Annotated in this window: 25 protein-coding genes; 9 read left to right on the top strand and 16 right to left on the bottom strand. The window is 67.1% G+C overall.

Annotation, left to right across the window (positions count from 1 at the left end; translation table 11 throughout):
• Position 1 precedes the first annotated feature (1 nt).
• On the bottom strand, positions 2–835 hold the full coding sequence (locus tag C8N38_RS19225) for a DUF6473 family protein (RefSeq protein WP_108028750.1): 834 nt from the start codon (positions 833–835) through the stop codon (positions 2–4).
• Between the two features lie 151 nt (positions 836–986).
• Here C8N38_RS19225 and C8N38_RS19220 point away from each other — a divergent pair, with 151 nt between their 5' ends.
• Positions 987–1862: a 3-hydroxybutyryl-CoA dehydrogenase gene (locus C8N38_RS19220; RefSeq protein WP_108028760.1), complete on the top strand. Its 876-nt coding sequence runs from the start codon at positions 987–989 to the stop codon at positions 1860–1862.
• 66 nt (positions 1863–1928) lie between these two features.
• On the opposite strand, the gene C8N38_RS19215 is transcribed toward C8N38_RS19220, so the two are convergent.
• From C8N38_RS19215 to C8N38_RS19185, 7 genes are read right to left on the bottom strand one after another with little or no spacing between them, the layout of a single operon-like run.
• Complete coding sequence (locus C8N38_RS19215) at positions 1929–2813, bottom strand: lysophospholipid acyltransferase family protein (protein ID WP_425440063.1); 885 nt, start codon at positions 2811–2813, stop codon at positions 1929–1931.
• Between the two features lie 21 nt (positions 2814–2834).
• Positions 2835–3116, bottom strand: a complete 282-nt coding sequence (locus tag C8N38_RS19210) for an HPr family phosphocarrier protein (protein ID WP_245895810.1) — start codon at positions 3114–3116, stop codon at positions 2835–2837.
• A gap of 7 nt (positions 3117–3123) precedes the next feature.
• Complete coding sequence (locus C8N38_RS19205) at positions 3124–3516, bottom strand: PTS sugar transporter subunit IIA (RefSeq protein WP_075784632.1); 393 nt, start codon at positions 3514–3516, stop codon at positions 3124–3126.
• Positions 3513–4439: an RNase adapter RapZ gene (gene rapZ, locus C8N38_RS19200; RefSeq protein ID WP_108028748.1), complete on the bottom strand. Its 927-nt coding sequence runs from the start codon at positions 4437–4439 to the stop codon at positions 3513–3515. Before rapZ ends, C8N38_RS19205 begins: the two co-directional genes overlap by 4 nt.
• Positions 4439–4867, bottom strand: coding sequence for an HPr kinase/phosphorylase (locus C8N38_RS19195; RefSeq protein WP_108028747.1), 429 nt, complete (start codon positions 4865–4867; stop codon positions 4439–4441). Before C8N38_RS19195 ends, rapZ begins: the two co-directional genes overlap by 1 nt.
• Before the next feature lie 33 nt (positions 4868–4900).
• Positions 4901–6592: a sensor histidine kinase gene (locus tag C8N38_RS19190; protein ID WP_108028746.1), complete on the bottom strand. Its 1692-nt coding sequence runs from the start codon at positions 6590–6592 to the stop codon at positions 4901–4903.
• A 44-nt stretch (positions 6593–6636) separates the two neighbouring features.
• Positions 6637–7338 carry a response regulator transcription factor gene (locus C8N38_RS19185; RefSeq protein WP_108028745.1) on the bottom strand — a complete coding sequence of 234 codons (702 nt, stop codon included), beginning with the start codon at positions 7336–7338 and terminating at the stop codon, positions 6637–6639.
• A 330-nt stretch (positions 7339–7668) separates the two neighbouring features.
• Here C8N38_RS19185 and C8N38_RS19180 point away from each other — a divergent pair, with 330 nt between their 5' ends.
• A complete protein-coding gene (locus tag C8N38_RS19180) occupies positions 7669–9267 on the top strand; it encodes a phosphoenolpyruvate carboxykinase (RefSeq protein WP_108028744.1) in 1599 nt (532 codons plus the stop codon).
• Between the two features lie 108 nt (positions 9268–9375).
• Here the strand turns inward: C8N38_RS19180 and C8N38_RS19175 are convergent, their stop codons facing one another.
• The 8 genes from C8N38_RS19175 to C8N38_RS19135 form a co-directional block, all read right to left on the bottom strand.
• Positions 9376–9822: a molybdenum cofactor biosynthesis protein MoaE gene (locus C8N38_RS19175; RefSeq protein ID WP_108028743.1), complete on the bottom strand. Its 447-nt coding sequence runs from the start codon at positions 9820–9822 to the stop codon at positions 9376–9378.
• 1 nt (position 9823) lies between these two features.
• Positions 9824–10072 carry a molybdopterin converting factor subunit 1 gene (moaD, locus tag C8N38_RS19170; RefSeq protein ID WP_108028742.1) on the bottom strand — a complete coding sequence of 83 codons (249 nt, stop codon included), beginning with the start codon at positions 10070–10072 and terminating at the stop codon, positions 9824–9826.
• On the bottom strand, positions 10069–10635 hold the full coding sequence (gene pgsA, locus C8N38_RS19165) for a CDP-diacylglycerol--glycerol-3-phosphate 3-phosphatidyltransferase (protein ID WP_108028741.1): 567 nt from the start codon (positions 10633–10635) through the stop codon (positions 10069–10071). The genes moaD and pgsA overlap by 4 nt, the downstream gene beginning before the upstream one ends.
• A 17-nt stretch (positions 10636–10652) precedes the next feature.
• On the bottom strand, positions 10653–12530 hold the full coding sequence (uvrC, locus tag C8N38_RS19160) for an excinuclease ABC subunit UvrC (protein WP_108028740.1): 1878 nt from the start codon (positions 12528–12530) through the stop codon (positions 10653–10655).
• 328 nt (positions 12531–12858) lie between these two features.
• The gene (locus C8N38_RS19155) at positions 12859–13635 is read right to left on the bottom strand and encodes an SDR family NAD(P)-dependent oxidoreductase (protein ID WP_108028739.1); all 777 of its coding nucleotides are present in this window, start codon (positions 13633–13635) and stop codon (positions 12859–12861) included.
• Positions 13632–14612 (bottom strand): calcium/sodium antiporter, encoded by a 981-nt coding sequence (locus tag C8N38_RS19150; protein ID WP_108028738.1) that lies wholly within the window; start codon positions 14610–14612, stop codon positions 13632–13634. The genes C8N38_RS19155 and C8N38_RS19150 overlap by 4 nt, the downstream gene beginning before the upstream one ends.
• 192 nt (positions 14613–14804) lie before the next feature.
• Positions 14805–15605, bottom strand: coding sequence for a S49 family peptidase (locus C8N38_RS19140; RefSeq protein WP_108028736.1), 801 nt, complete (start codon positions 15603–15605; stop codon positions 14805–14807).
• Between the two features lie 376 nt (positions 15606–15981).
• Entirely contained in the window at positions 15982–16185 is a 204-nt protein-coding gene (locus tag C8N38_RS19135) for a hypothetical protein (protein ID WP_108028735.1), read from the bottom strand.
• A gap of 252 nt (positions 16186–16437) precedes the next feature.
• Here C8N38_RS19135 and C8N38_RS19130 point away from each other — a divergent pair, with 252 nt between their 5' ends.
• The 7 genes from C8N38_RS19130 to pqqE all read left to right on the top strand — a co-directional run bounded on the left by C8N38_RS19130 (position 16438) and on the right by pqqE (position 21883).
• The gene (locus C8N38_RS19130) at positions 16438–17946 is read left to right on the top strand and encodes a sensor histidine kinase (RefSeq protein ID WP_108028734.1); all 1509 of its coding nucleotides are present in this window, start codon (positions 16438–16440) and stop codon (positions 17944–17946) included.
• A gap of 9 nt (positions 17947–17955) precedes the next feature.
• Positions 17956–18642 carry a response regulator transcription factor gene (locus C8N38_RS19125; protein WP_108028733.1) on the top strand — a complete coding sequence of 229 codons (687 nt, stop codon included), beginning with the start codon at positions 17956–17958 and terminating at the stop codon, positions 18640–18642.
• A gap of 112 nt (positions 18643–18754) precedes the next feature.
• Positions 18755–18853 carry a pyrroloquinoline quinone precursor peptide PqqA gene (gene pqqA, locus C8N38_RS19120; protein ID WP_075784616.1) on the top strand — a complete coding sequence of 33 codons (99 nt, stop codon included), beginning with the start codon at positions 18755–18757 and terminating at the stop codon, positions 18851–18853.
• A 24-nt stretch (positions 18854–18877) separates the two neighbouring features.
• Positions 18878–19774: a pyrroloquinoline quinone biosynthesis protein PqqB gene (gene pqqB, locus C8N38_RS19115; RefSeq protein ID WP_108028732.1), complete on the top strand. Its 897-nt coding sequence runs from the start codon at positions 18878–18880 to the stop codon at positions 19772–19774.
• Complete coding sequence (gene pqqC / locus C8N38_RS19110) at positions 19771–20526, top strand: pyrroloquinoline-quinone synthase PqqC (protein WP_108028731.1); 756 nt, start codon at positions 19771–19773, stop codon at positions 20524–20526. The genes pqqB and pqqC overlap by 4 nt, the downstream gene beginning before the upstream one ends.
• Positions 20523–20801 (top strand): pyrroloquinoline quinone biosynthesis peptide chaperone PqqD, encoded by a 279-nt coding sequence (pqqD, locus tag C8N38_RS19105; RefSeq protein WP_108028730.1) that lies wholly within the window; start codon positions 20523–20525, stop codon positions 20799–20801. The genes pqqC and pqqD overlap by 4 nt, the downstream gene beginning before the upstream one ends.
• Positions 20798–21883, top strand: coding sequence for a pyrroloquinoline quinone biosynthesis protein PqqE (pqqE, locus tag C8N38_RS19100; protein ID WP_108028729.1), 1086 nt, complete (start codon positions 20798–20800; stop codon positions 21881–21883). Before pqqD ends, pqqE begins: the two co-directional genes overlap by 4 nt.
• Position 21884 lies beyond the last annotated feature (1 nt).

Here is a 21884-nt window from a genome sequence, read left to right as displayed (position 1 = left end):
GTCAGAGCACGCGCAACTCGTGCAGCGCCACGGTCAGCACTTCGGCAAGTTCTTCATGCACCGCCGGTCCGGGCAGCGACGCGGCCGCGGCCTGGTCCATCTCGCCATGCACCATGCCCTCGGTGCCCTGGGCAAGCGCTTCGGGGCTGGGTTCGAACTCGATGACCCGGGTGAAATAGGACCGCACCGTATCCAGCATGTGCTGGGTGACGAACAGCGGGTCCTCGCCCAGCCCGTCGGACGGCTGATCGTCTTCCGCCGCGTGACCCGACAGCCAGAGCAGGATCTTGTCGCCCGGGATGCGCCCCGCAAGCTTGCGCATCCGCGCCTGCCAGGCCATCTGCAATTCGGCCACCACAATCTCGAAGGCCGAGGGCGATTTCTGCTTCAGCACGCTCAGCATGTGACGGGTGAAGTGGAACTCGGTGAAATCGACGCCGGGATAGAGCGCCTTCAGCATCGCCGAGGCGCGCAGGAAGCGGTCGTTCCGGCGCGGATGCACCACGTAGAAACGGTTCGACATGTTATGGGCCCCGAGCGCCTGAAAGATCGAGACCTTGGCCCCGGCCACCACGTCCATCAGCGAGACGTCGTTCAGGAAGACGTCGATCCCGGCATTGACGCAGCCCAGATTGACCATCTGCAGCCCGGTCGCCTCTTCGATCAGCGCCGGAAACGGCTTCGGCACGAATTTTCCATAGGTCTCGGTGCCACCCACCACGGCACAATAGGGCTGGTCCAGCGATCTCCTTGGCCCCCTGAACAGCAATCTCGAATTGCCGTAACGGCAAGGGAAGTAGGACAGCGATCCGCTGCCCATGTTATCGAAGCTCATCTTGCACCCACTCGCGTCTTGCGACTCACCGCTTTTCAGGTTGGGCATGCGGCGTTTCGAAGTCGCTAAAGTTCGCATTCTATGGATAACGTCGCCCTTGTGCGGCAGCGCCGCATCGGCCAATGTGCCGCCAGCAAGGCGGGGGATGCAGATGGACGTCAAGACGGTCGGGGTAGTCGGTGCGGGCCAGATGGGCAACGGCATCGCCCATGTCTTTGCTCTGGCCGGGTACGAGGTCAAGCTGAACGACATCTCGGCCGAAGCGCTGGACCGGGCGCTGGGCACCATCGGCAAGAACCTCGACCGCCAGGTCAGCCGCGAAAAGATCACCGAGGCCGAGAAGCAGGCCGCGATGGACCGGATCTCGACCACCACGGTACTGACCGATCTGGGGTCTTCGGACCTGATCATCGAGGCCGCGACCGAACGCGAGACGGTCAAGACGGCGATCTTCGAGGATCTGCAGCCGCATCTGAAACCGACCACGATCCTGACCTCGAACACCTCGTCGATCTCGATCACGCGGCTGGCCAGCCGCACCGACCGGCCCGAGAAATTCATGGGGTTCCATTTCATGAACCCGGTGCCGGTGATGCAGCTGGTCGAGCTGATCCGCGGCATCGCCACCGACGAAGAGACCTACCATTCGCTGCTGAAAGTGGTCGAGTCGCTGGGCAAGACCGCCGCCTCGGCCGAGGATTTCCCGGCCTTCATCGTCAACCGCATCCTGATGCCGATGATCAACGAGGCGGTCTACACGCTGTACGAAGGCGTGGGCTCGGTCCGGTCGATCGACGAGTCGATGAAGCTTGGGGCGAACCATCCGATGGGGCCGCTGGAGCTTGCGGATTTCATCGGGCTCGACACCTGCCTTGCGATCATGAATGTCCTGCATGAGGGGCTGGCCGACACCAAGTATCGCCCCTGCCCGCTTTTGACCAAATATGTCGAGGCGGGCTGGCTGGGACGCAAGACCCATCGCGGGTTCTACGACTACCGGGGCGAGACGCCGGTTCCCACGCGCTGAACACGCGCCGCGGGCGGACGGCGCCCGTCGGGACATGGGTATTTTCCAAGAAGAAGTGGGGCTAGGTCAGGCCAGGGCCAGCGTGCGTTCGCGCAGCCAGGCGACGAAGCCACGCGGATCGCCCACCCAGCGCTCGATCACGTCGCGGTCGATAGGCTCGCCCACGGCGGGGGACTGGGGCCGGTTCAGGGCGTGAACAACCTCGTGCAACAAAAGCCCCTGGCGCAGTGTCGGCGACAGCCGGTTGGCGATCTGATACCAGCGCGAATTGGCGCCGGGAAACCGGACCGGCAGGACCCGGGCGCCCGAGCGCTGGATCAGCTTGGCAGTGAAGGGATTCCAGCCAGCCTCGATTGCGGGGCCGAAGAAGGTCGGCGACGAGGCCACGACCCCGGCCGGGAACAGCACCACGGCGCCGCCCTGGCCAAGATGCGCCATCGCGGCGCGCCGCATCTCGAGGTTCTGTTCGCGCGCCTCCGCGGCATGGGGAAAGGGCACCGGGATCATGAACTCGGCGACCTCGGCGACGCCGGTCAGCAGCGAGCGCGTCAGGATCTTGTAATCGGTCCGCACCCGGCCGACGAGATCGGCCAGCACCATGCCGTCGACCAGCCCGTGAGGATGGTTCGCGACGATCACCAGCGGCCCCTCGCGCGGGATCCGCGCCACCTGGTCGGGCGGGGTCGCGACGGCAATGCCCATCACATCCAGCGCCTGACGCCAGAAGGCCTGGCCCCGGGGAACGCCCCGCGCCTCGAATTCCCGCACGAGACGCAAGAGCGTCAGCTTGCCGGTCAGGATCTCGATGGCGCGGATCGCCTGAGCACGGAGCGGGTCGGGGAAGGTCCGGGCGTAGGACAGCTCGCGCGCGTCGTAAGGCGGTTCGGCCGACGCGTCCGCGTGCGGCTCGGTCCGGACGGGCGCGGCCATCGACGCGCGGTGGTCAGCCATGTCCTGCATCGCGGGCTCGCGTCACATGTCCTCGCCGAACCGGTTCGCCACCAGGCGTTCCAGCGCATCCGCGAGCTTGGCGGCCTCGGGACCGCGGGTCGCGACCTGAATAGTGGTGCCTTTCGAGGCCGCCAGCATCAGCAGGCCCATGATGGAATCGCCCGACGCACTCATCCCGTCGCGGGACACCTCGGCGCTGGCATCGTGCTCTTCGACGCATTCCACGAACTTGGCCGACGCCCGGGCATGCAGCCCCTTTTCGTTTACGATCTCGAACACTCGGGTCACACTGGTGCTGGTCAATGGGTCCTCACAGGCCGCCTGCGTCGAAACTGTCGATATACTTGCGCCCGGCCGCCAGCGCCGAGGCGGTGGCATCGCTGACGCTCATCCGGCGCGACTTGGCCAGCTTGATCAGCATGGGCAGATTGGCGCCGTAAAGGATGCGCCGGTCGCCGGGCGCGCAGGCGCGGATCGAGAGGTTCGAGGGCGAGCCGCCGAACATGTCGGTCACCACTACCACCCCGCCGCCCTCGTCGACCTCGTCCGCGGCGCGGCAGATCTCGTCCTGCTTGGCAGCGCGATCGTCGTCGGGTGCGATCGAGATGGCGCGCACGCCGGGCTGCGGGCCCACGACGTGTTCGACCGCAGCCAGGTATTCTCGCGCCAACCCCCCATGCGCGACGATGACGATTCCGATCACGCGCCCGTTCCCGCTCGCCTTGCGGGCGCGCCCTGCGCCCGCCTCTCCAGTTCCCTATGCCTTATAGACACTTGCCATTCCGTTGCCGCAAGCCGTTTTGCCACGGCCTCGGCCACGGCGACCGAACGGTGTTGCCCTCCGGTACAGCCGAAGCCGATCGAGATATGGCTGCGCCCCTCGTCGCGATGGGCCGGCAGCACGAGCGCTGCGAGATCCGAGATCCGGTCGAGAAAGGCCGAAAAGCGCGGATCGTCCGCAACATGGGCGACGACCGCCGGATCGCGCCCGTCGAGCGCGCGCAAGGTCGGGTTCCAGTAGGGATTGCGCAAAAAGCGGCAATCGAAGGCCATGTCGAGCCCCAGCGGCAGGCCGCGCTTGTAGGAAAACGAATGCAGCGAAACCGCCAGCGGCGCGGCGCCGCCAGGGGCAAAACGCGCGGTCATCTCGGCCCGGAACTCATGGATCGTGAGATCCGAGGTGTCGATCAGGCTGCTCGCCAGTTCGCGGATCGGACCGAGGATATCGAGCTCGCGCGCAACCCCCTCGGCCGGGCTTTCGGCCGGAGCCATCGGATGCCGCCGCCGGGTTTCGGAAAAGCGGCGCAGCAGCACCTCGGGCCGGCAGTCGAGATACAGGACATCGGCCTCGAGCCCCGGGGCCGCCGCCAGCGCGCGGATCAGATCGGCCAGCGCCCGGGCCGAAAAGTCGCGGGTGCGGATATCGACGCCCAGCGCCAGCGAGGGACCCGGCATGGGGCCGTCCAGGAGGCGCGGGATCAGCGAAATCGGCAGGTTGTCGATGGCCTCGAACCCCAGATCCTCCAGCACGTTCAGGGCGGTCGACCGCCCGGCCCCGGACGCACCCGTCACCAGCACGATGCGCTGAGGGCGGGGGCCCGGATCGGTCTCTGCGGCGTTGGACATCAGAAGCGGGGTCCGGCGATGAGGAACTGCAGGATAGCTGCAGGAAAATATGGCCGATCCACGCGGCGAAGCAAGGGCAGCGGCACACCGAGGATCTCGACCTCGCGCGGCGGCGGCATCCGCTCGGTTTCGTCCGCGTCGAGATCGATTGCCAGGAATACCGGCGCGGCGGCGACCGTCTCGGCGCGCAGAAGTCCCACGCCCCGCGCCTCGATCAGGCCGCGGATCGTTTCGGGAGCGGAGGCGACAAGGCCCTCGGGGCCGCGGGTCAGCACCGTGCGGTCATCGGCGACCAGACTCGCCCCCAGCGCCATCAACTGCAGCGCCAGGGCCGACTTGCCCGACCCCGAGGCGCCCCGGATCAGGACGGCGCGCCCGCGATAGGCCACGGTGCTGGCATGGAGGATGCAGGTCTCGGGGTCGGGCATGACGGGTGCGGCGGTCTCCGGCGGGCGCGGGCGTCAGATCGGCAGACCCACGACGAAACGGGCGCCCAGCTGTTCCGAAGTCAGATCGGCCTCGGTCGGGCGGATATTCTCGGCCCATATCACACCGCCATGGGCCTCGACGATCTGTTTCGAGATGGCAAGCCCCAGGCCGGAATGGTTGCCGAACTGACCGGCCGGCCGTTCGGAATAGAACCGGTTGAAAATCTTGGTCAAAGCCTGTTCAGGGATGCCGGGCCCGGTATCCTCGACCACCACCAGAACCCGGTTGTCGCGCTTGCGCGCCCAGATCCGGACGGCATCGCCGGTTTCGCAGAACGAGATCGCGTTGGTGATCAGGTTGACAAACACTTGAGCCAGCCGCGCCTCGAGCCCCTGGATCTGGATCGGCTCGGGCGGCAGGTCGGCGATGAAATCGATCCCGCGTTCTCGCGCCTGCTGGCCCAGATGGTCCGCAAGCCCGCGCAGCAGCCGCACCAGATCGACCGTGGTTTCCTCTTCCTTGACCAGTTCGCTGTCGAGCCGGGAGGCGTTCGAGATGTCGCTGACCAGACGGTCGAGACGGCGCACGTCATGTTCGATCACGTCGAGCAGCTTGGCGCGCTGGTCTTCGCGCCGGGCGACACGCAGCGTTCCGGTGGCCGAGCGCAGGCTGGCCAGCGGGTTCTTGATTTCGTGTGCCACATCGGCGGCGAACTGTTCGTTGGCGTCGATCCTGTCGTAAAGCGCGGCCACCATGCCGCGTAGCGCAGCCGACAGGCGACCGATCTCGTCCGGGCGGGCGCTGAGATCGGGGATCCGCACGCGCCCGGGGCTCATCGAGCGGGCATTGCGATCCTGTCCGATCTCGGCCGCGGCAGCGAGTTCGGACAAGGGGTTGGCAATGGTCGAGGCCAGCACGAGGCTGAGCCCGATCGACACCAGAAGGGCGATCACGAAGACCTGAAGCACCTGCTCGCGCTCGATCCGCACCAGCCAGTCGATTTCGCCGCTGGCAGAGACCATGGCGACCACGCCGACCACGCGGCCCTCCTGCAGGATCGGGGCGGTGACGGTGAAGGTGGTGCGGTTCTCGGAATCGACCCCGGTCTCGAGCTGCGGCCCTTCGGTCAGGGTGGCCGCGACCTGATCCTTCAGCCTGGCCCGCGGGTCCGCGGTATCCGGGGAGGCAAGGCGGTCGGGGCCCGCGAGGCTCAGGATCGTTTCCCAGACCCGGTAGAGCGCGTCGGTGATCATCGTGATCCGGCCGTCATCGTCGTAGGCGTCCACCGGCCAGTCGGCCCGCCTGACCCCGGTCGCCCGGCCGACGAGGCCCTGCGTGGTGTCGAAGACATAAAGCTCGGCCCCCGGCGCCAGTTCCAGCGCGTCGAGCGTGGCCGCAACATCGAGCCCGTCCGACGCGGCAAGGTCGACTGCGGCACCCCGGGGGATCCGAGCCTCGAAGACATCGGCGACCAGCTTGGTCTCGGCCACCATCCCGCTTTCGCGCAGGCTCAGCAGGCTGTCGCGGGCGGGGTTGAGATAGAGAACGCCCGAGATCAGCACGATCTGGGCGATCAGGTTGGCGGCAATGATCCGGCGCGCCAGCGGCGAGCGGTTCAGCGAAATGAGGCCGCGGCTCGGCAGGGGCGACCGGCGGCGGTCGATCTCGCGGCCGCCGACCCAGCCATAGGGATCATCGCCGAACCCGGCCTCGTCAACCGCCATCCGCTTGCTGTCTCGCACAGGCCCTGCCCCCCCGAACCGTCGGCCTATTCCTCGTTGTAGCGGTAGCCGATGCCGTACAGGGTCTCGATCGCCGAGAAGTCGGAATCGACCTGACGCATCTTCTTGCGCAGCCGTTTGATGTGGCTGTCGATGGTGCGGTCGTCGACATAGACCTGATCGTCATAGGCCACATCCATCAGTTGGTCGCGGCTCTTGACGAAACCGGGCCGCTGGGCAAGCGCCTGCAGCAGCAGGAATTCGGTTACCGTCAGCGACACATCCATGCCCTTCCAGGTCACCGAATGGCGCAGCGGATCCATGGTCAGCTGGCCGCGGACCATCGACTTGCTTTCCTCGGGCGTGGGCCCGGCATCGGCTGCGATGACCTCTTGCCGACGCAGAAGCGCGCGGATCCGTTCGACCAGAAGCCGTTGCGAGAAGGGCTTCTTGACATAATCGTCGGCGCCCATCCGAAGGCCCAGAACCTCGTCGATCTCGTCATCCTTGGAGGTCAGAAAGATCACCGGCATGGTGCTTTTCTGGCGCACCCGCTGCAGCAGATCCATTCCGTCCATCCGGGGCATCTTGATGTCGAACACCGCCATGTCCGGCATGCGCTTGCTGAACGCGTCGAGCGCCGCCTGGCCGTCATTGTAGGTTTCCACCTCGAACCCTTCGGCCTCGAGCGTCATGGAAACGGAGGTGAGGATGTTCCGGTCATCGTCGACGAGCGCAATCCTAGACATGGGAGAGTTCCTTATCCTGTCCGCAAGCGGAACCAATTGATTCTACGCAACATTTACTCACGCCACAGCTCGAATCGCAGGCCCGTTGCGAATCGCAGCATTACATTGCGGCACATTGAAGCCGGAAAACGTTTACCCAACCGCTAACACCCTTCGGGGCCTGTTCCGTGCAAGTCGCGAACGAATTTTACCAGGCCACGCAAAATGGTTGCGCTATCAGTAAAAAAATCGAACTATGATTGCGCTAACGCCTCTCCAGTCCCTGTTGTTTCATGGAAGCGTCATGTTATAGCCGCGCCGACCGAAGTGCGGTGGCAAGGAGCACAGACCATGGAATTCGGACGTGTGAACCCCAATCAGCGCCTTGAGACCCAGGGCATCGAAGGGCTGAACAAGGTCTATTACAACCTCTTGGAACCGGCGCTGGTCGAAGAGGCTCTCAAGCGCAACGAAGGCACGCTGGGCCAGGGCGGCAGCTTCCTCGTGACCACCGGGGTCCATACCGGCCGGTCGCCCAAGGACAAGCACGTCGTGCGCACGCCGGACGTGGTCGACCACATCTGGTGGGAAAACAACCGCCCGATGGAACCCGAGGCCTTCGACCGCCTGCATGCCGACATGCTGGCGCACCTGAAGGGCCGCGAGGTGTTCGTCGAGGATCTTTATGCCGGCGCCGATCCCGACAACCGTCTGGATGTGCGGATCGTCACCGAGATGGCCTGGCACGGCCTGTTCTCGCGCCACCTGCTGCGCCGCCCCGCGCTGGACCAGCTCGACAGCTTCGTGCCCGAATTCACCATCATCAACTGCCCCAGCTTCAAGGCCGACCCCGAGCGCCATGGCTGCCGCACCAAGACCGTGGTCGCGCTGAACTTCGCCAAGAAGCTGATCCTGATCGGCGATACCGAATATGCGGGCGAGATCAAGAAATCGGTCTTCACCCTGATGAACTACATCCTGCCCGGCAAGGGCATCATGGCGATGCACTGCTCGGCCAACCACGCCAAGGACAATCCGGTCGACACCGCGATCTTCTTCGGCCTGTCGGGCACCGGCAAGACCACCCTGTCGGCCGACCCGGCCCGTACCCTGATCGGCGACGACGAGCACGGCTGGTCGGATAACGGCACCTTCAACTTCGAAGGCGGCTGCTATGCCAAGACCATCAGCCTGAGCCCCGAGGCCGAGCCGGAAATCTATGCCACCACGTCGAAATTCTCGACCGTGGTCGAGAACATGGTGTTCGACCCGCATACCAAGGAACTCGATTTCGAGGATGACAGTCTGACCGCGAACATGCGGTGCGCCTATCCGCTGGACTACATCTCGAACGCGTCCGAGACCTCGCTGGGCGGGCATCCGAAGAACATCATCATGCTGACCTGCGACGCCTTCGGGGTGCTGCCCCCGATCGCCCGGCTGACGCCGGCGCAGGCGATGTACCACTTCCTGTCGGGCTTCACCTCGAAGGTTGCGGGCACCGAGAAAGGCGTGACCGAGCCCGAGCCCACCTTCTCGACCTGCTTTGGTGCGCCCTTCATGCCGCGCCGCCCCGAGGCCTACGGCAACCTCCTGCGCGACAAGATCGCCAAGCATGGCGCGACCTGCTGGCTGGTCAATACCGGCTGGACCGGCGGCGCCCATGGCACCGGCTCGCGGATGCCGATCAGGGCCACCCGCGCCCTGCTGACCGCAGCGCTCGATGGCTCGCTGAACGACGCCGAGTTCCGCAAGGACCCGAATTTCGGCTTCGAGGTGCCGCTGGCGGTGCATGACGTGCCCGAGGTCCTGCTGGACCCGCGCCGCACCTGGGCCGATCCCGAGGCCTATGACGCACAGGCGCAGAAACTGGTCAGGATGTTCTCGGAGAACTTCGCCCAGTACCTGCCCTTCATCGACGAGGATGTGAAAGAAGCCGCCATCGGCTGACCCTTCGGTTCTGAAGTCAAATGAAAAGGCCCGGTCTCGCGACCGGGCCTTTGCCGTATCCCTTGGCCGCGTCGCGGCCTGGATTGGGTATTTGACCCAAGAAGAAGATCAGTCCTGCGACCAGCGGCCGAGCGCGTCCTCGTCCCCGTCTTTCGCCGCGACCCAGGCTGCGCCGTCAGCGCCGAATTCCTTCTTCCAGAAGGGGGCGCGGGACTTGAGGTAATCCATCAGGAATTCGGCCGCGGCGAAGGCATCGGCGCGGTGCGGCGCCGCGGTTGCGACCATCATGATGGTCTCGCCGGGCGTCAGGCTGCCATGGCGGTGGATGACGAGGCAGTCGAGAAGCCCGAAACGCCTCGTCGCCTCGGCGGCGATGGTCTCGAGAGAGCGTTCGGTCATGCCGGGGTAATGCTCAAGCTCCATCCGAGCGAGCCCGCCATCGTCGCGCACGATCCCGGCGAAGGTGACGATAGCGCCTGCGTCGCGGCGGCCCCGGGCGAAGGCGCCAGCCTCGGCGCCGAAATCGAAGGGGGCAGCCTGGACGCGAATGTCCATCTCAGCCGCCGGTCATCGGCGGGAAGAAGGCGACCTCGCGCACGCCAACAAGCGGCGCATCGAAATCTGCGAGATCCTGATCGACCGCGACCCGCAGCGCCGAGAGATCGGCAAAGGCGGCGGCATAGCGGTCTTCGCGGGCGGAGAGTTCCTCGACCAACGCCGCGACGGTCGGGGCCGCGGTCTCGATCCGCTCTTTCGGCAGGCCGATGCGTTCGCGGACCCAGGCGAAATAGAGCACGTCGATCATCGCGCCTTTTCATCCCTCAGATAGGGCCAGGACTTGGCGAAATAGTCGGCCCCGGTGATCAGGGTCAGCGCCGCAGCGGCCAGCAGCAGCGCGGTGCCCAGCCCCTCGATGGCCGCATGAGGCAGGATGCCATGGGCGATCAGCACCGAGATCGCGATCATCTGTACCGTCGTCTTCCATTTGGCGAGCTTCGTGACCTTCAGCCGTCCGGCCTGGGCACCTAGAAACTCGCGCAGGCCCGAGACGAACACCTCGCGGAAGACGATCACCGTCGCGGCCAGCGTCAGCCAGGTCGGCATGCCGAACTTGGCCACCACCACCAGAAGGGCCGCCAACACCATTGCCTTGTCGGCGATGGGGTCGATCATGGCGCCGAAGCGGCTGGTCAACTGCCAGCGCCGGGCGACATAGCCATCAACCCAGTCAGTGACCGAGGCCCCGACGAAAAGCACCAGCGCCACCCAGTCGGCGACAGGGCTGTCCCAGAGGAAATAGACCAGAGGGAACAGCGGCGCGGCCGCGAGGCGCAGCACCGACAGGATATTGGGGAGAGTCCATCTCATGGCCGGGTCATAGCGCGTCAGCCGCGCTCATGGAAGAAGCCGTAGATGGTTTCGGCAAGGCTATCGGAAATTCCCTCGACCGCCTTGAGGTCGGCGAGGCCAGCGCGGCTGACGGCCTTGGCGCTGCCGAAATGGGTCAGGAGCGCGCGTTTGCGGGTGGCACCGACGCCCGGGATCTCGTCGAGGGGCGTTGCGCCCATCGCTTTCGCGCGTTTCGCCCGGTGGGTGCCGATGGCAAAGCGGTGCGCCTCGTCGCGCAGGCGCTGCACGAAGTAAAGCACCGGGTCGTTATGCCTCAGCGCGAAGGGGCGTTCGCCGGGGCGGTGGAATTCCTCTTTGCCGGCATCGCGGTCGATGCCCTTGGCGACACCCACGACGGGCAAATCCTCGACGCCCAGATCGGCCATGATCTCGGCCACAGCCCCTACCTGCCCGGCGCCGCCGTCGATCAGCAGAAGATCGGGCCAGGTTTCGCCCGCGCGGTCGGGGTCTTCCTTCAGAAGGCGCTGGAAGCGGCGGGTCAGAACCTCCTTCATCATGCCGAAATCGTCGCCCGGGGTCAGGCTGTCGCCGCGGATGTTGAACTTGCGGTACTGACTTTTCAGAAACCCCTCGGGACCGGCCACGACCATCGCGCCGACCGCATGGCTGCCCTGGATATGCGAGTTGTCGTAGATCTCGACCCGCTTTGGCGGTGCGTCGAGCCCGAAGGCCTCGGCAAGCCCTGCCAGCAGCTTGCCCTGGGCCGCGCTTTCCGCCATCCGCCGCCCGAGGCTTTCGCGGGCGTTGCGGGTCGCGTTCTCGACCAGTTCGGCCTTCTCGCCCCTCTGGGGCACCGCCAGCTCGACCCGGCGCCCGGCCTTCTGCGACAGCGCCTTTTCCATCAGCTCGCGGTCCTCGATGTCATGGGACAGCAGGATCAGCCGGGGCGGCTCCTTGTTGTCGTAGAACTGGCCGAGGAAGGCTTGCAGCAGTTCCGGCGCCTCGGCGCCGCTGCCGGTCTTCGGGTAATAGTCGCGGTTGCCCCAGTTCTGGTGCGCCCGGATGAAGAAGACCTGCACGCAGGCCTGCCCGCCTTCCATGTGCAACGCCACCACATCGGCCTCGGCCACGCCGCGCGGGTTGATGCCCTGCGCCGATTGCACCTGCGTCAGCGCCCTGATCCGGTCGCGCAACCCGGCCGCGCGTTCGAACTCCATCGCCTCGGACGCCGCCTGCATCTCTACCGCCAGCGCCTCCTGCAGGCCCGAGGACTTGCCTTTCAGGAAATCCTCGGCATCGCGCACCGAGGCCGCATAGTCCGCCTCCGAGATCCGCCCGACGCAGGGGCCGCTGCACCGCTTGATCTGGAACAGCAGGCAGGGACGGCTGCGGCTTGCAAAGACCGAATCCGTGCAGTTGCGCAGCAGGAACACCCGCTGAAGCTGGTTCAGGGTACGGTTGACGGCGCCCGCACTGGCGAAGGGACCGAAATAGGCCCCCTTCTCGGTCTTGGCGCCGCGATGCTTGCGGATCTGCGGGAACGGATGATCCTTGGCCACCAGGATGTTCGGAAAGCTCTTGTCGTCGCGCAGAAGCACGTTGTAGCGCGGCTTGAGCTGCTTGATGAGGTTCTGCTCCAGAAGCAGCGCCTCGGTCTCGGTGCGCGTCGTCAGAAACATCATCGACGCGGTTTCCGAGATCATCCGCGCGATCCGGCCGCTATGGCCCGACGGCTTGGCGTAGTTCGAGACCCGCTTCTTGAGGTTGCGCGCCTTGCCCACGTAAAGCACCCGGCTTTCGGCATCGAGCATCCGGTAGACGCCCGGCGAATTGTCCAGCGTCGCCAGATAGGACTGGACGCAGGCATGGCCTCGGGGGCGCGGGGCGGTATCGGGGTCGGCGGTCGGGGTCATCGCTCAGAGATCGTGATTCCGGAGACTGCCTGCAACGGGCATCGGCCGGAGGCAAGGGGAAACAAATCCACGACTTCTGTGGATAAGGTTGCGGATAAGCTGCGGGCGTCTCGAAATTTTCATTGTTTTCCGCCCAACTCCTCGGTTTGCCCGCTTTTTGGGCAGCTTTTCAAGGCATTGATTCCAAATGAAATTATTTGGCGCCACGGCAAAACGTTGATATTGTTTAAGAAATCATTACGAAACTGTGACGCTCGCATGACGCGTGGAAAAGCTGACGCGGCGGCGTCCTGCAAGGGTCTTTCGACGCAAGTTCCTCGGCCCCGGATCACCCCGGAAGATCACGGTCCCCGACGCAGATCACCTGCCCCGTGACGGCCTTTGCCGCCAGCAGATAGCCGAGCGCGGCAGCGGCATCTCCGCCGCCCGCAAGCCCCTTCGGCGCGCGGCCCCGCCCCGTGACCGGGATCGCGTTGGCCCGGAACCCCGCGTAGGGGTCGTCGGCGTTCCGGGTCCCGCGCAGGGCCTCGCCCACGGCGATCGCATTCACCCGGATCGCGGGGGCAAGCGCCTGGGCAGCCGTCCGGGTCAGGGCCCAAAGTCCCGTCTCGGCGATGGTGTAGGTCATGAAATCCGGCGTGGGGCTTAGAACCTGCCGGTCGATGACGTTGACGACCAGCGCCTCGGCCCGCGGCTCGCCCGCCGCGTCGCGTCCGGCCTCCGGCGCCTGGGCGGCGAAGGCTTGCATCAGCACGAAGGGCGCTCGCAGATTGGCCCCGATATGGCGGTCCCAGCTCTGGCGGGTCGCGGTCGGAAACGTGTCATGCTCGAAAACCGAGGCCGCAGTCACCAGCACGGTCAGCGGCCCCCCCAGCGCCTCGGCCGCGCGGGGCACCAGGGCAGAGGCCGCAGCTTCGTCGAGAAGATCGGCCTCCAGTGCCACCGCGACGCGCCCGAGGGCGCGGATCTCGGCGACTGTCCGGGCGGCGGCCTCCGCGCCGCCTGCGCAGTGCAGCGCCACGTCATGGCCGTCTCTGGCCAGGTGCACCGCCAGCGCCGCGACCAGCCCCGGTGCGCCGCCGGTGACGAGCGCCCGGCCGGTCACAGCAGAAGCACCCCGGCATAGGCCGCGTAAAGCAGGAAGAACACCGCGCCCCAGGCGCGGCCCAGGGCCAGCTTCCAGACCACGAAGGGGGTCAGCAGAAGCGCCGCCCCCAGCATGATCCACAAATCTAAGCGCAGCATCTCGGGCGGCACCGCGATATCGCCGAAGAAGCTGGCCATGCCGATGATGGCCAGCAGGTTGAACATGTTCGACCCGATCACGTTGCCCATCGCCACGTCGGCCTGGCGGCGCAACGCCGCCATCACCGTCGTCGCCAGTTCGGGCAGCGAGGTCCCGACCGCGACCAGCGTCAGGCCGATCACCGTGTCGGACACGCCAATTTCGTGCGCGATGCTGATCGAGGCATCGACTAGCAGATCGGCCCCCAGCGGCAGGCCAAGAAGCCCCAGCACCAGAAACATGCCGATCTTGAACCAGCCCAGCGACGGGTCGGCGCCCTCCACCTCTTCGGCCTCGTCCGCGGCCGCGCATCGGGCGGCCTCGGCGGCGACCGCGGCCTCGCGCCGATGGTTGCGCGCCGACAGGAACGCATCGACCAGCACGAAGCCCAGCGCCAGCATCAGCCCGATGCCGTGGATCCAGGTGATCGGCCCGATCATGCAGACGAAGAGGAAGAAGAGCGTCGATCCGACCATCAGCGCATAGGTGCGCCGCGTGTCGCATTCATCGGTGCGAATGCCGGTCATCAGGGCCGGTATCCCCAGCACCAGCAGCACATTGGCAATGTTCGACCCGACCACGTTGCCCATGGCGATGCCGGGCGAATTGTCCAGAACGGCCTTGATCGAGATCAGGAGTTCCGGCGCCGAGGTCCCGAAGGCCACGATCGTCAGGCTGACGATCAGCGCCGGAACCCCAAGGCGCAGCGACAGGTTCACTGCGCCCTTGACCAGACTGTCCCCGGCCAGCAGCAACAAGGCCAGCCCCAGTCCCGCGTTCAGCAGATCGCCTGCCATCCGGCCCTACCCCTTGCCGCAGGGGCAGGGCCCGCTGCCGATCCTGAACCGCCCGCAGTGCGGACATCGAGCGGGGCGGCGGCGCCCCAGGGCGAGCCCCCCGCCGCGCGGGCGCGGCAGACGCAGCTTTCCGAACATGCCGAGAACGGCCATTCCGACGAGAAACAGTAGCGCGACCTTCAGCAGCATGGGCTAGAGACCGTACCGCGACCAGAGAAGCCGCGCCTCGACCTCGTCCACCACGGCGGCAACGCCCGGGGCGCCCAGCCGCGACAGGAGCCCCCGCCGCGGCGTATGCAGCGCAAAGCGCACCTTGTCGCCGAAGCGCTCCTTCATCTTGGGCACCAGATGCCCGATGCCGTCGGCCAGACCGACCTCGACGGCCTGTTGCCCGACCCAGACATCGCCGGTGAAGAGATCGCGGTCGGTCTTCAGCCTGGCGCCGCGCCGGGCCCGCACATGTGCCTTGAAGGCCTCGTGAATGGGCTCCTGCAGCTGGATCAGCCGGGCCACATCCTCGGGCTTCTCGGGCTTGAACGGATCGAGGAAGCTCTTGCTTTCGCCCGCCGTATGGACCCGCCGCTCGACCCCGTACCGCGCGATCAGGTCCTGAAAGCCGAACCCGGCATAGATCACCCCGATGGATCCCGCGATCGACGAGGCATCAAGCCAGATCTCGTCGCCCGCGCAGGCCAGCCAGTAGCCGCCCGAGGCGGCCACGTCCTCGACAAAGCTGATGACGGGCGTGTTGCGTTCCTCGGCCAGCCGCCGGATGCGCGCGGCGATCAGCGCGCTTTGCGCGGGCGACCCGCCCGGCGAATTCACGATCAGGGCGACCGCTTCGGGCTTGCCCTTCTTGAAGGCCCGCTCGATCACCGGACCGAGCGCGGCATCGGACAGCGTGTTTCCGCGAGTCGAAGCGGCAATCGTGCCGGAAAGACGGACGACCGAGACGAGCGGATCTGATTTGACGAAGGGAAGCCACCGTTTCATGTCTTCGCATGTAGAGCGGCGGAAAGCGGCGAACAAGAGATGGCCGCAATTGTGCTGCGATTGCAGCGGCACGCCTTGGCGTCAGTCGGGCACCTGCCCCCGGAATCTGTGCCATTCCCGGCCGCACGCACGGCGCCAGACCGTCTTTGACCGCCCTGCCCGGCCCGGCGGCAAGCGTCAGACCCTTTCAGGGCTGCGGACGGCCAAAGACCTCGGTGCCATCCCGGCGATGGGCGCGGCACGCCCGGCCGGACGCGGCGCCGTAAAGGGATGCCCGGCGAACCGGGACCTGACGGGGGGCTTTGGACGACCGATCTGGCTGCAGGGCGACGTTGGAGGGCACCGGGTTTGCCCCTGTTCCACCGGAAACTCGCGATCAGGCCTTGCGCTCGGTCCGGTTCAGGTACCGGCACTGCCACCGAGAAACCGTCCAGTTCGGATGGTCGCGCACCCATTTCGCAAGCTCGGGCTGGGCGCCCATCATACAGGACATCGGCGAGACATCGGTGAAGATCAGGCTGCGCTCTTCGCAATTGGTCTGCGACAGGCTCATGCACGCAACAAACAGCAATTCGACCATGGCGGGACCTCGATTGTCAATTCAGCCCTTGGTATTGCATCTTTCCATTTTGGAACGGTTAAAGTTCCAGCCGGACCGTTCCAGGAGAAGCCGGTGTCTCCGACTGCGCAAATCGCGGAGAATCCCGAAAACGCGCCTCTTTGCCCGGCGCCTGCCTCATCTTCGGGCGCTTTCGCTGCGACGCAGCATGATCCTGCCGCGCCGCCGCGCCGGGCTGTTTCGCTGAAAACGAGACTCGCGGCCGGGGCCGGCATGATCGGAATGGTCGCGCTTCTGTCGAGCGCGCTGACCGTAGTCGGCATGGACCGGGTCGGCGACCGGATCGCGGCATCGTTGCAGGCTGAACGCCGGATCGCCCGCTACGCGGTGCTGTCGACCGAGGTCTCGACCTTCCTCGTCGTGGCGGCCGAGGCGATCCAGTCCGGCCTGCCCCCCGAGGCCCGCGCGGCCCGGCTCTCGCCGGTGTCCGCGGACCTTGACCGGACGTTCGACCTGATGCGCAAGGACCTTGCGGCGGCCGTCGACGAGGCCGCAGCACTCGGGCTTGCCGAACAATCGCGCCGCGCCACCCAGGGCATTGCCATCGCGCGGATGGATGCCCTCTTCCGGACGGCCCGCGCCGGGCTGACCTCGGAGACCCGGGACCGCGAGCGGCTGCAGGGCGTCCTGAACGGCTTTGCCCATGCGTTCGACCCGCTGCTGAACGAGGCCGTCGGCGACGAGATCCGCACCCGCGACGCGATCCTGACCCGGATCGCCGCCCTGCGCCGGACACTGACCGGGCTTGCCCTCGCGGTCGCGGCACTGGCGGCGGTGATGGTGGGCGGCTTCTATCTGGGCCTGCTGCGCCCGCAATTCGCCCGGCTCGACCGCGCCCGTCATGCGACCCGCCGGATCGGCGCAAGCGATTTCGCCGCCGATCTGCCGGAACGCACCGCCGACGAGATCGGCCAGCTTTTCGCCGAGACCAACCGCGCGGCGACAGCGCTGGCCCGCGACCGCGCCCGACTGAACGACACGATCCGCGCCCGCACCGAGGACCTGCGCACCGCCAATGCCGCGCTGGCCCGCATCGACGAGGACCGCCGCCGGTTCTTTGCCGATATCAGCCACGAGCTGCGCACGCCGTTGACCGTGATCCTGATGGAGGCCGAACTGGGCCTGAAGGGGGCTGCCCCGCAGGACGCCTTCGCCACCATCCAGGGGCGGGCGCAGCGGCTCAGCCGACGAATCGACGATCTGCTGCGGGTCGCGCGGTCCGAAAGCGGCCGGATCGAGCTGTGCCCCGAGCCGATGGATCTGCGGATCGCGCTGGCCGAAGCGCTGGCAGAAACCCGGCCCGAGCTTGAGGCAGCCGGGCTGGAGGTGACCGTGACGTCGGGCCCGGCGCTTCAGGTGACGGGCGATCCCAACTGGGTGCGCCAGGTGATCGCGGGTCTTGCGCGCAACGTCCTGCACCACGCCCGCGAGGGCGGCCGGATCGCGGTCTCGGTCGGGACCGAGGCGGGCTTTGGCTGCGTCCGGGTGGTTGATAATGGCCCCGGCATCCCGCAAGAAGAGCGCACCCGTGTTCTGGAAAGGTTCGGCCGCGGCAGCGCTGCCGCGCCCGGCGAATGCTTCGGCATCGGTCTGGCGCTGGCCCGCTGGGTGCTGGACCAGCAAGGCGGCCGGATCGCGATCGAAAGCCCGGTGCCGGACGGCTTTCGCCTGGGAACGGCCCCGGGTACGCTGATCCGCGCCTATGTGCCCCTTGCCGACTGAGCCCCGCCGATGACCGCCACCTCCCGGCCCTCTGTCCTGATTGTCGACGACGACCCCGAAATCACCTCGGCGCTTGCGCGCGGGCTGGCCCTGCATGGCTATGACGCGGTCTGCACCCACCGCGCCGACGAGGCGCGGGCGAGGCTCGACGCCGCCCCGTTCGCCGCTGCCATTGTCGATGTCAGCATCGGCGCCGACAGCGGCATCGCCTTGGTGCGCGCGCTTCGGGCTGCGGGGAACCGGATCCCGGTCGTCATGCTGTCGGCCCTGAGCGAGGTCGAGGATCGCGCCGCCGGGCTGGATGCCGGGGCCGATGACTACATCGCCAAGCCGTTTTCCTTCGACGAGCTGGTGACCCGGCTGAAGGTGCAGGAACGCCGTGCCGCCGGGGCGCGGCGCGATCCGGTGCCGCGGCTCGATCCGGCCACGCGCAGCCTGCACGGCCCAGAGGGCAGCGTCGCGCTGACCGAACGGGAATTCGCGCTGCTTGAATATCTCTGGACCCATCGCGGCCATGTCCTGCCCCGCGCCGCCCTGTTCGACCGGCTCTGGGCGCGCGAGGGCACCAGTTCGGAAAACGTGGTCGATGTCTATATCGGCTATCTGCGCCGCAAGCTCGCCCCGGCCGCCACTTACGGGCTCGAGATCAAGACCCTCCGCAATCGCGGCTTTATATTGCAGCTGACCTCGGACTAAGCCGCTGTCGGCGCCCGATCCTTAATTTTTCTTAGAACATAGTCTTTGACCGGCATGCGGTTCCGCCGGACACTCTGGATCTGTTCCAAGACCGACTCTGGGAGGAGATCACATGAGCTGGAAGACCCCTGTTATCCGCGAAATCGAATGCGGAATGGAAATCAACATGTACGGCCCCGACAGCGGCGAAGACGACGGCGTCCTGTTCTGACCCGACGGCGCGCGGAGCGCGACGATGGCGCTTCGCGCGCGCATTCTCGGGGCGGCCGCCGGCGGCGGGCTGCCGCAATGGAATTGCGGCTGTCCGAATTGCGATGCGGCCCGCGCGGGCCGGATTCCGTCCCAGACCCAGTCCTCGCTGGCGGTGACCGGCAACGGGCGCGACTGGGCGGTGCTGAACGCCTCGCCCGATATCCGCCAGCAACTGGCCAACTGCCCCGACCTGCATCCGACCGGGCTGCGCGAGATGCCGCTGCGGTCAGTGCTGGTGACGAACGGCGATATCGACCATGTCGCGGGGCTTTTGACCCTGCGCGAGGCGCAGCCCTTCGCGCTGATGGCCACGGCCGCGATCCACGAGGTGCTGGACGCCAACCCGATCTTCGGCGCGCTGAACCCCGGCCTCGTCCGGCGCGAGACGGTGGCACTTGACCGCCCCTTCCCTTTGGCACCCGGCCTCACGGCCGAGCTGTTCCCGGTGCCGGGCAAGGTGCCGCTCTATCTCGAGGGCGACAGGGTCGAGACCGACCTCGTCGGCGAACAGACCGTGGGCGTCCGTCTCGAGGCAGGCGGAACCAAGGCCTTCTACATCCCCGGCTGCGCCGCCGTCCCCCCCGATCTGGCGGCCCGGCTGGCCGGCGCGGCGCTGGTCTTCTTCGACGGCACGCTCTGGCGCGACGACGAGATGATCCGGGCCGGGCTTGGCGAGAAGACCGGACGGCGGATGGGCCATATCTCGATGAGCGGTCCCGAGGGGTCGATCCGGGCCTTCGCCGGACTCGACGTGGGACAGAAGGTCTTCGTGCACATGAACAACACCAATCCGGTGCTCGATCCCTCCAGCCCCGAACGGGCCGAGGCAGAGGCGGCGGGCTGGATCGTCGGACAGGATGGACTGGAGATCGTCCCATGAACACCCCCGCGACACGCGATGCCTTCGAGGCCCGGCTGCGCCGGATCGGCGCCGAGCGCTATCACGACCTGCACCCGTTCCACGGCCTTCTGCATGGGGGCCAGTGCAGCCCCGATCAGGTGCGCGCCTGGGTCATCAACCGCTATTACTACCAGTCCCGCATCCCGATGAAGGATGCGGCCTTCCTGTCGCGGGTCGAGGATCCGGCGCTGCGCCGCGCCTGGCGCTCGCGGATCGAGGATCACGACGGCAGCGACGGCAACGAGGGCGGCATCGCGCGCTGGCTCAGGCTGGCCTCGGCCGTGGGGCTCGACCCCGACTACGTTGCCTCCTGCGCGGGCGTGCTGCCCGCCACCCGCTTTGCCGTCGATGCCTATGTGCGCTTCGTGCGCGAACGCACCCTGCTCGAAGCCGTGGCCTCGTCGCTGACCGAACTGTTCGCGCCGAAGATCCATGCCGAGCGGATCGAGGGCCTGCTGCGGAACTACGAGTTTGCCGATGACAGCAGCCTGTCCTATTTCCGCAAGCGCCTGACCGAGGCGCCGAAGGACGTGGCCTTCGGGCTGGCCTGGGTGCTGGATCACGCCGATACCGCAGACCGTCAGGATGCCGCCGCCAATGCGCTGATCTTCAAGACCGATGTGCTTTGGTCGCAGCTCGACGCTTTGCATTCGGCCTATGTCGCACCCGCCCGCATCCCGCCCGGCGCCTGGCGGCCGGGCGAGGGGCTGGCACTTGCGCGGGCATCATGATCGGACCCGAGGACATTCCCGTCCTGCCGCGGGGCGTGCGTCTGCATCGGGACCGGGTGCGGGGCGGCTGGGTGCTGCTGGCGCCCGAACGCACGCTGGCGCTTGACGAGACCGGCCGGGCGATCCTGGCCGAAATCGACGGCATCCGCAGCTTCGCCGCCATCGCGGCCGCGCTGGCGGCAACCTATGACGCCCCCGAGGCCGCCATCGCCGCCGACAGCCAGGGCTTTCTGGGCGCGCTTCTCGACCGCCGCTTTCTGGAGATCCGCCGGTGAGTGTTCCGCCCCCCATCGCCATGCTGGCCGAGCTGACCCACCGCTGTCCGCTGGCCTGCCCCTATTGCTCGAACCCTCTGGAGCTGACCCGGAAGGACAGCGAACTCGACACGGCCGCCTGGGCCGGGATCTTCCGGCAGGCGGCCGATCTGGGGGTCCTGCAACTGCACCTCTCGGGCGGCGAACCCGCGACCCGGCGCGATCTGACCGAGCTGGTGGCCGAGGCCCGGGCGGCGGGGCTTTACACTAACCTCATCACTTCGGGGATCGGGCTGACCGAAAAGCGGCTGCGCGCGCTCGATGCGGCCGGGCTCGACCATATCCAGCTGTCGCTGCAGGGCACCGATGCCGCCATGGCCGACCGGATCGGCGGCTATCGCGGCGGGTTCGACCGCAAGCTCGAGGTCGCGCGGCTGATCGGCAAGATCGGCTTTCCGCTGACCCTGAACGCGGTGCTGCACCGCCAGAACCTGCACCAGTTGCCGCGCGCCATCGAGATGGCGGTCGAGATGGGCGCGCGCCGGATCGAGGTCGCAACCGTCCAGTTCCACGGCTGGGCGCTGAAGAACCGCGAAGCGTTGATGCCGACCCGCGCCCAGGCCCGCGCCGCCGATGCCACCGTGGCCGAGGCCCGCGCCCGGCTGAAGGGCGTGCTGGTCATCGACTATGTCCGGGCCGATTACCATTCGGACTATCCCAAGCGCTGTATGGGCGGCTGGGGGACGACCGGGCTGAACGTCACGCCCGAAGGCACGGTGCTGCCCTGCCATGCCGCCCAGACCATCCCGGGCCTGGTCTTCGACAGTGTCCGCGACCGTCCGCTGGCCGAAATCTGGTATGAGGGCGCCGCCTTCGCCGCCTATCGCGGCACCGACTGGATGCGCGAGCCCTGTGCGGGCTGCGAGCGCAAGACCGTCGATTTCGGCGGCTGCCGCTGTCAGGCGATGGCGCTGGCGGGCGATCCGGCGGCGGCCGACCCGGTCTGCATCAAGTCACCGCATCACGCAGCGCTTCAGGCCCGGGCCGAGGCCTTCGCCACCGCGGAAGCCTCCGAGATCCTCTGGCGCGCGGCGGCGGGCTGAC

The sequence above is a fragment of the Rhodovulum kholense genome, from assembly GCF_003053725.1.
Classification (GTDB): Bacteria; Pseudomonadota; Alphaproteobacteria; order Rhodobacterales; family Rhodobacteraceae; genus Rhodovulum; species Rhodovulum kholense.
Note: the sequence above shows the minus strand (reverse complement) of the source record. Positions and strands in the feature narration are given on the sequence as shown.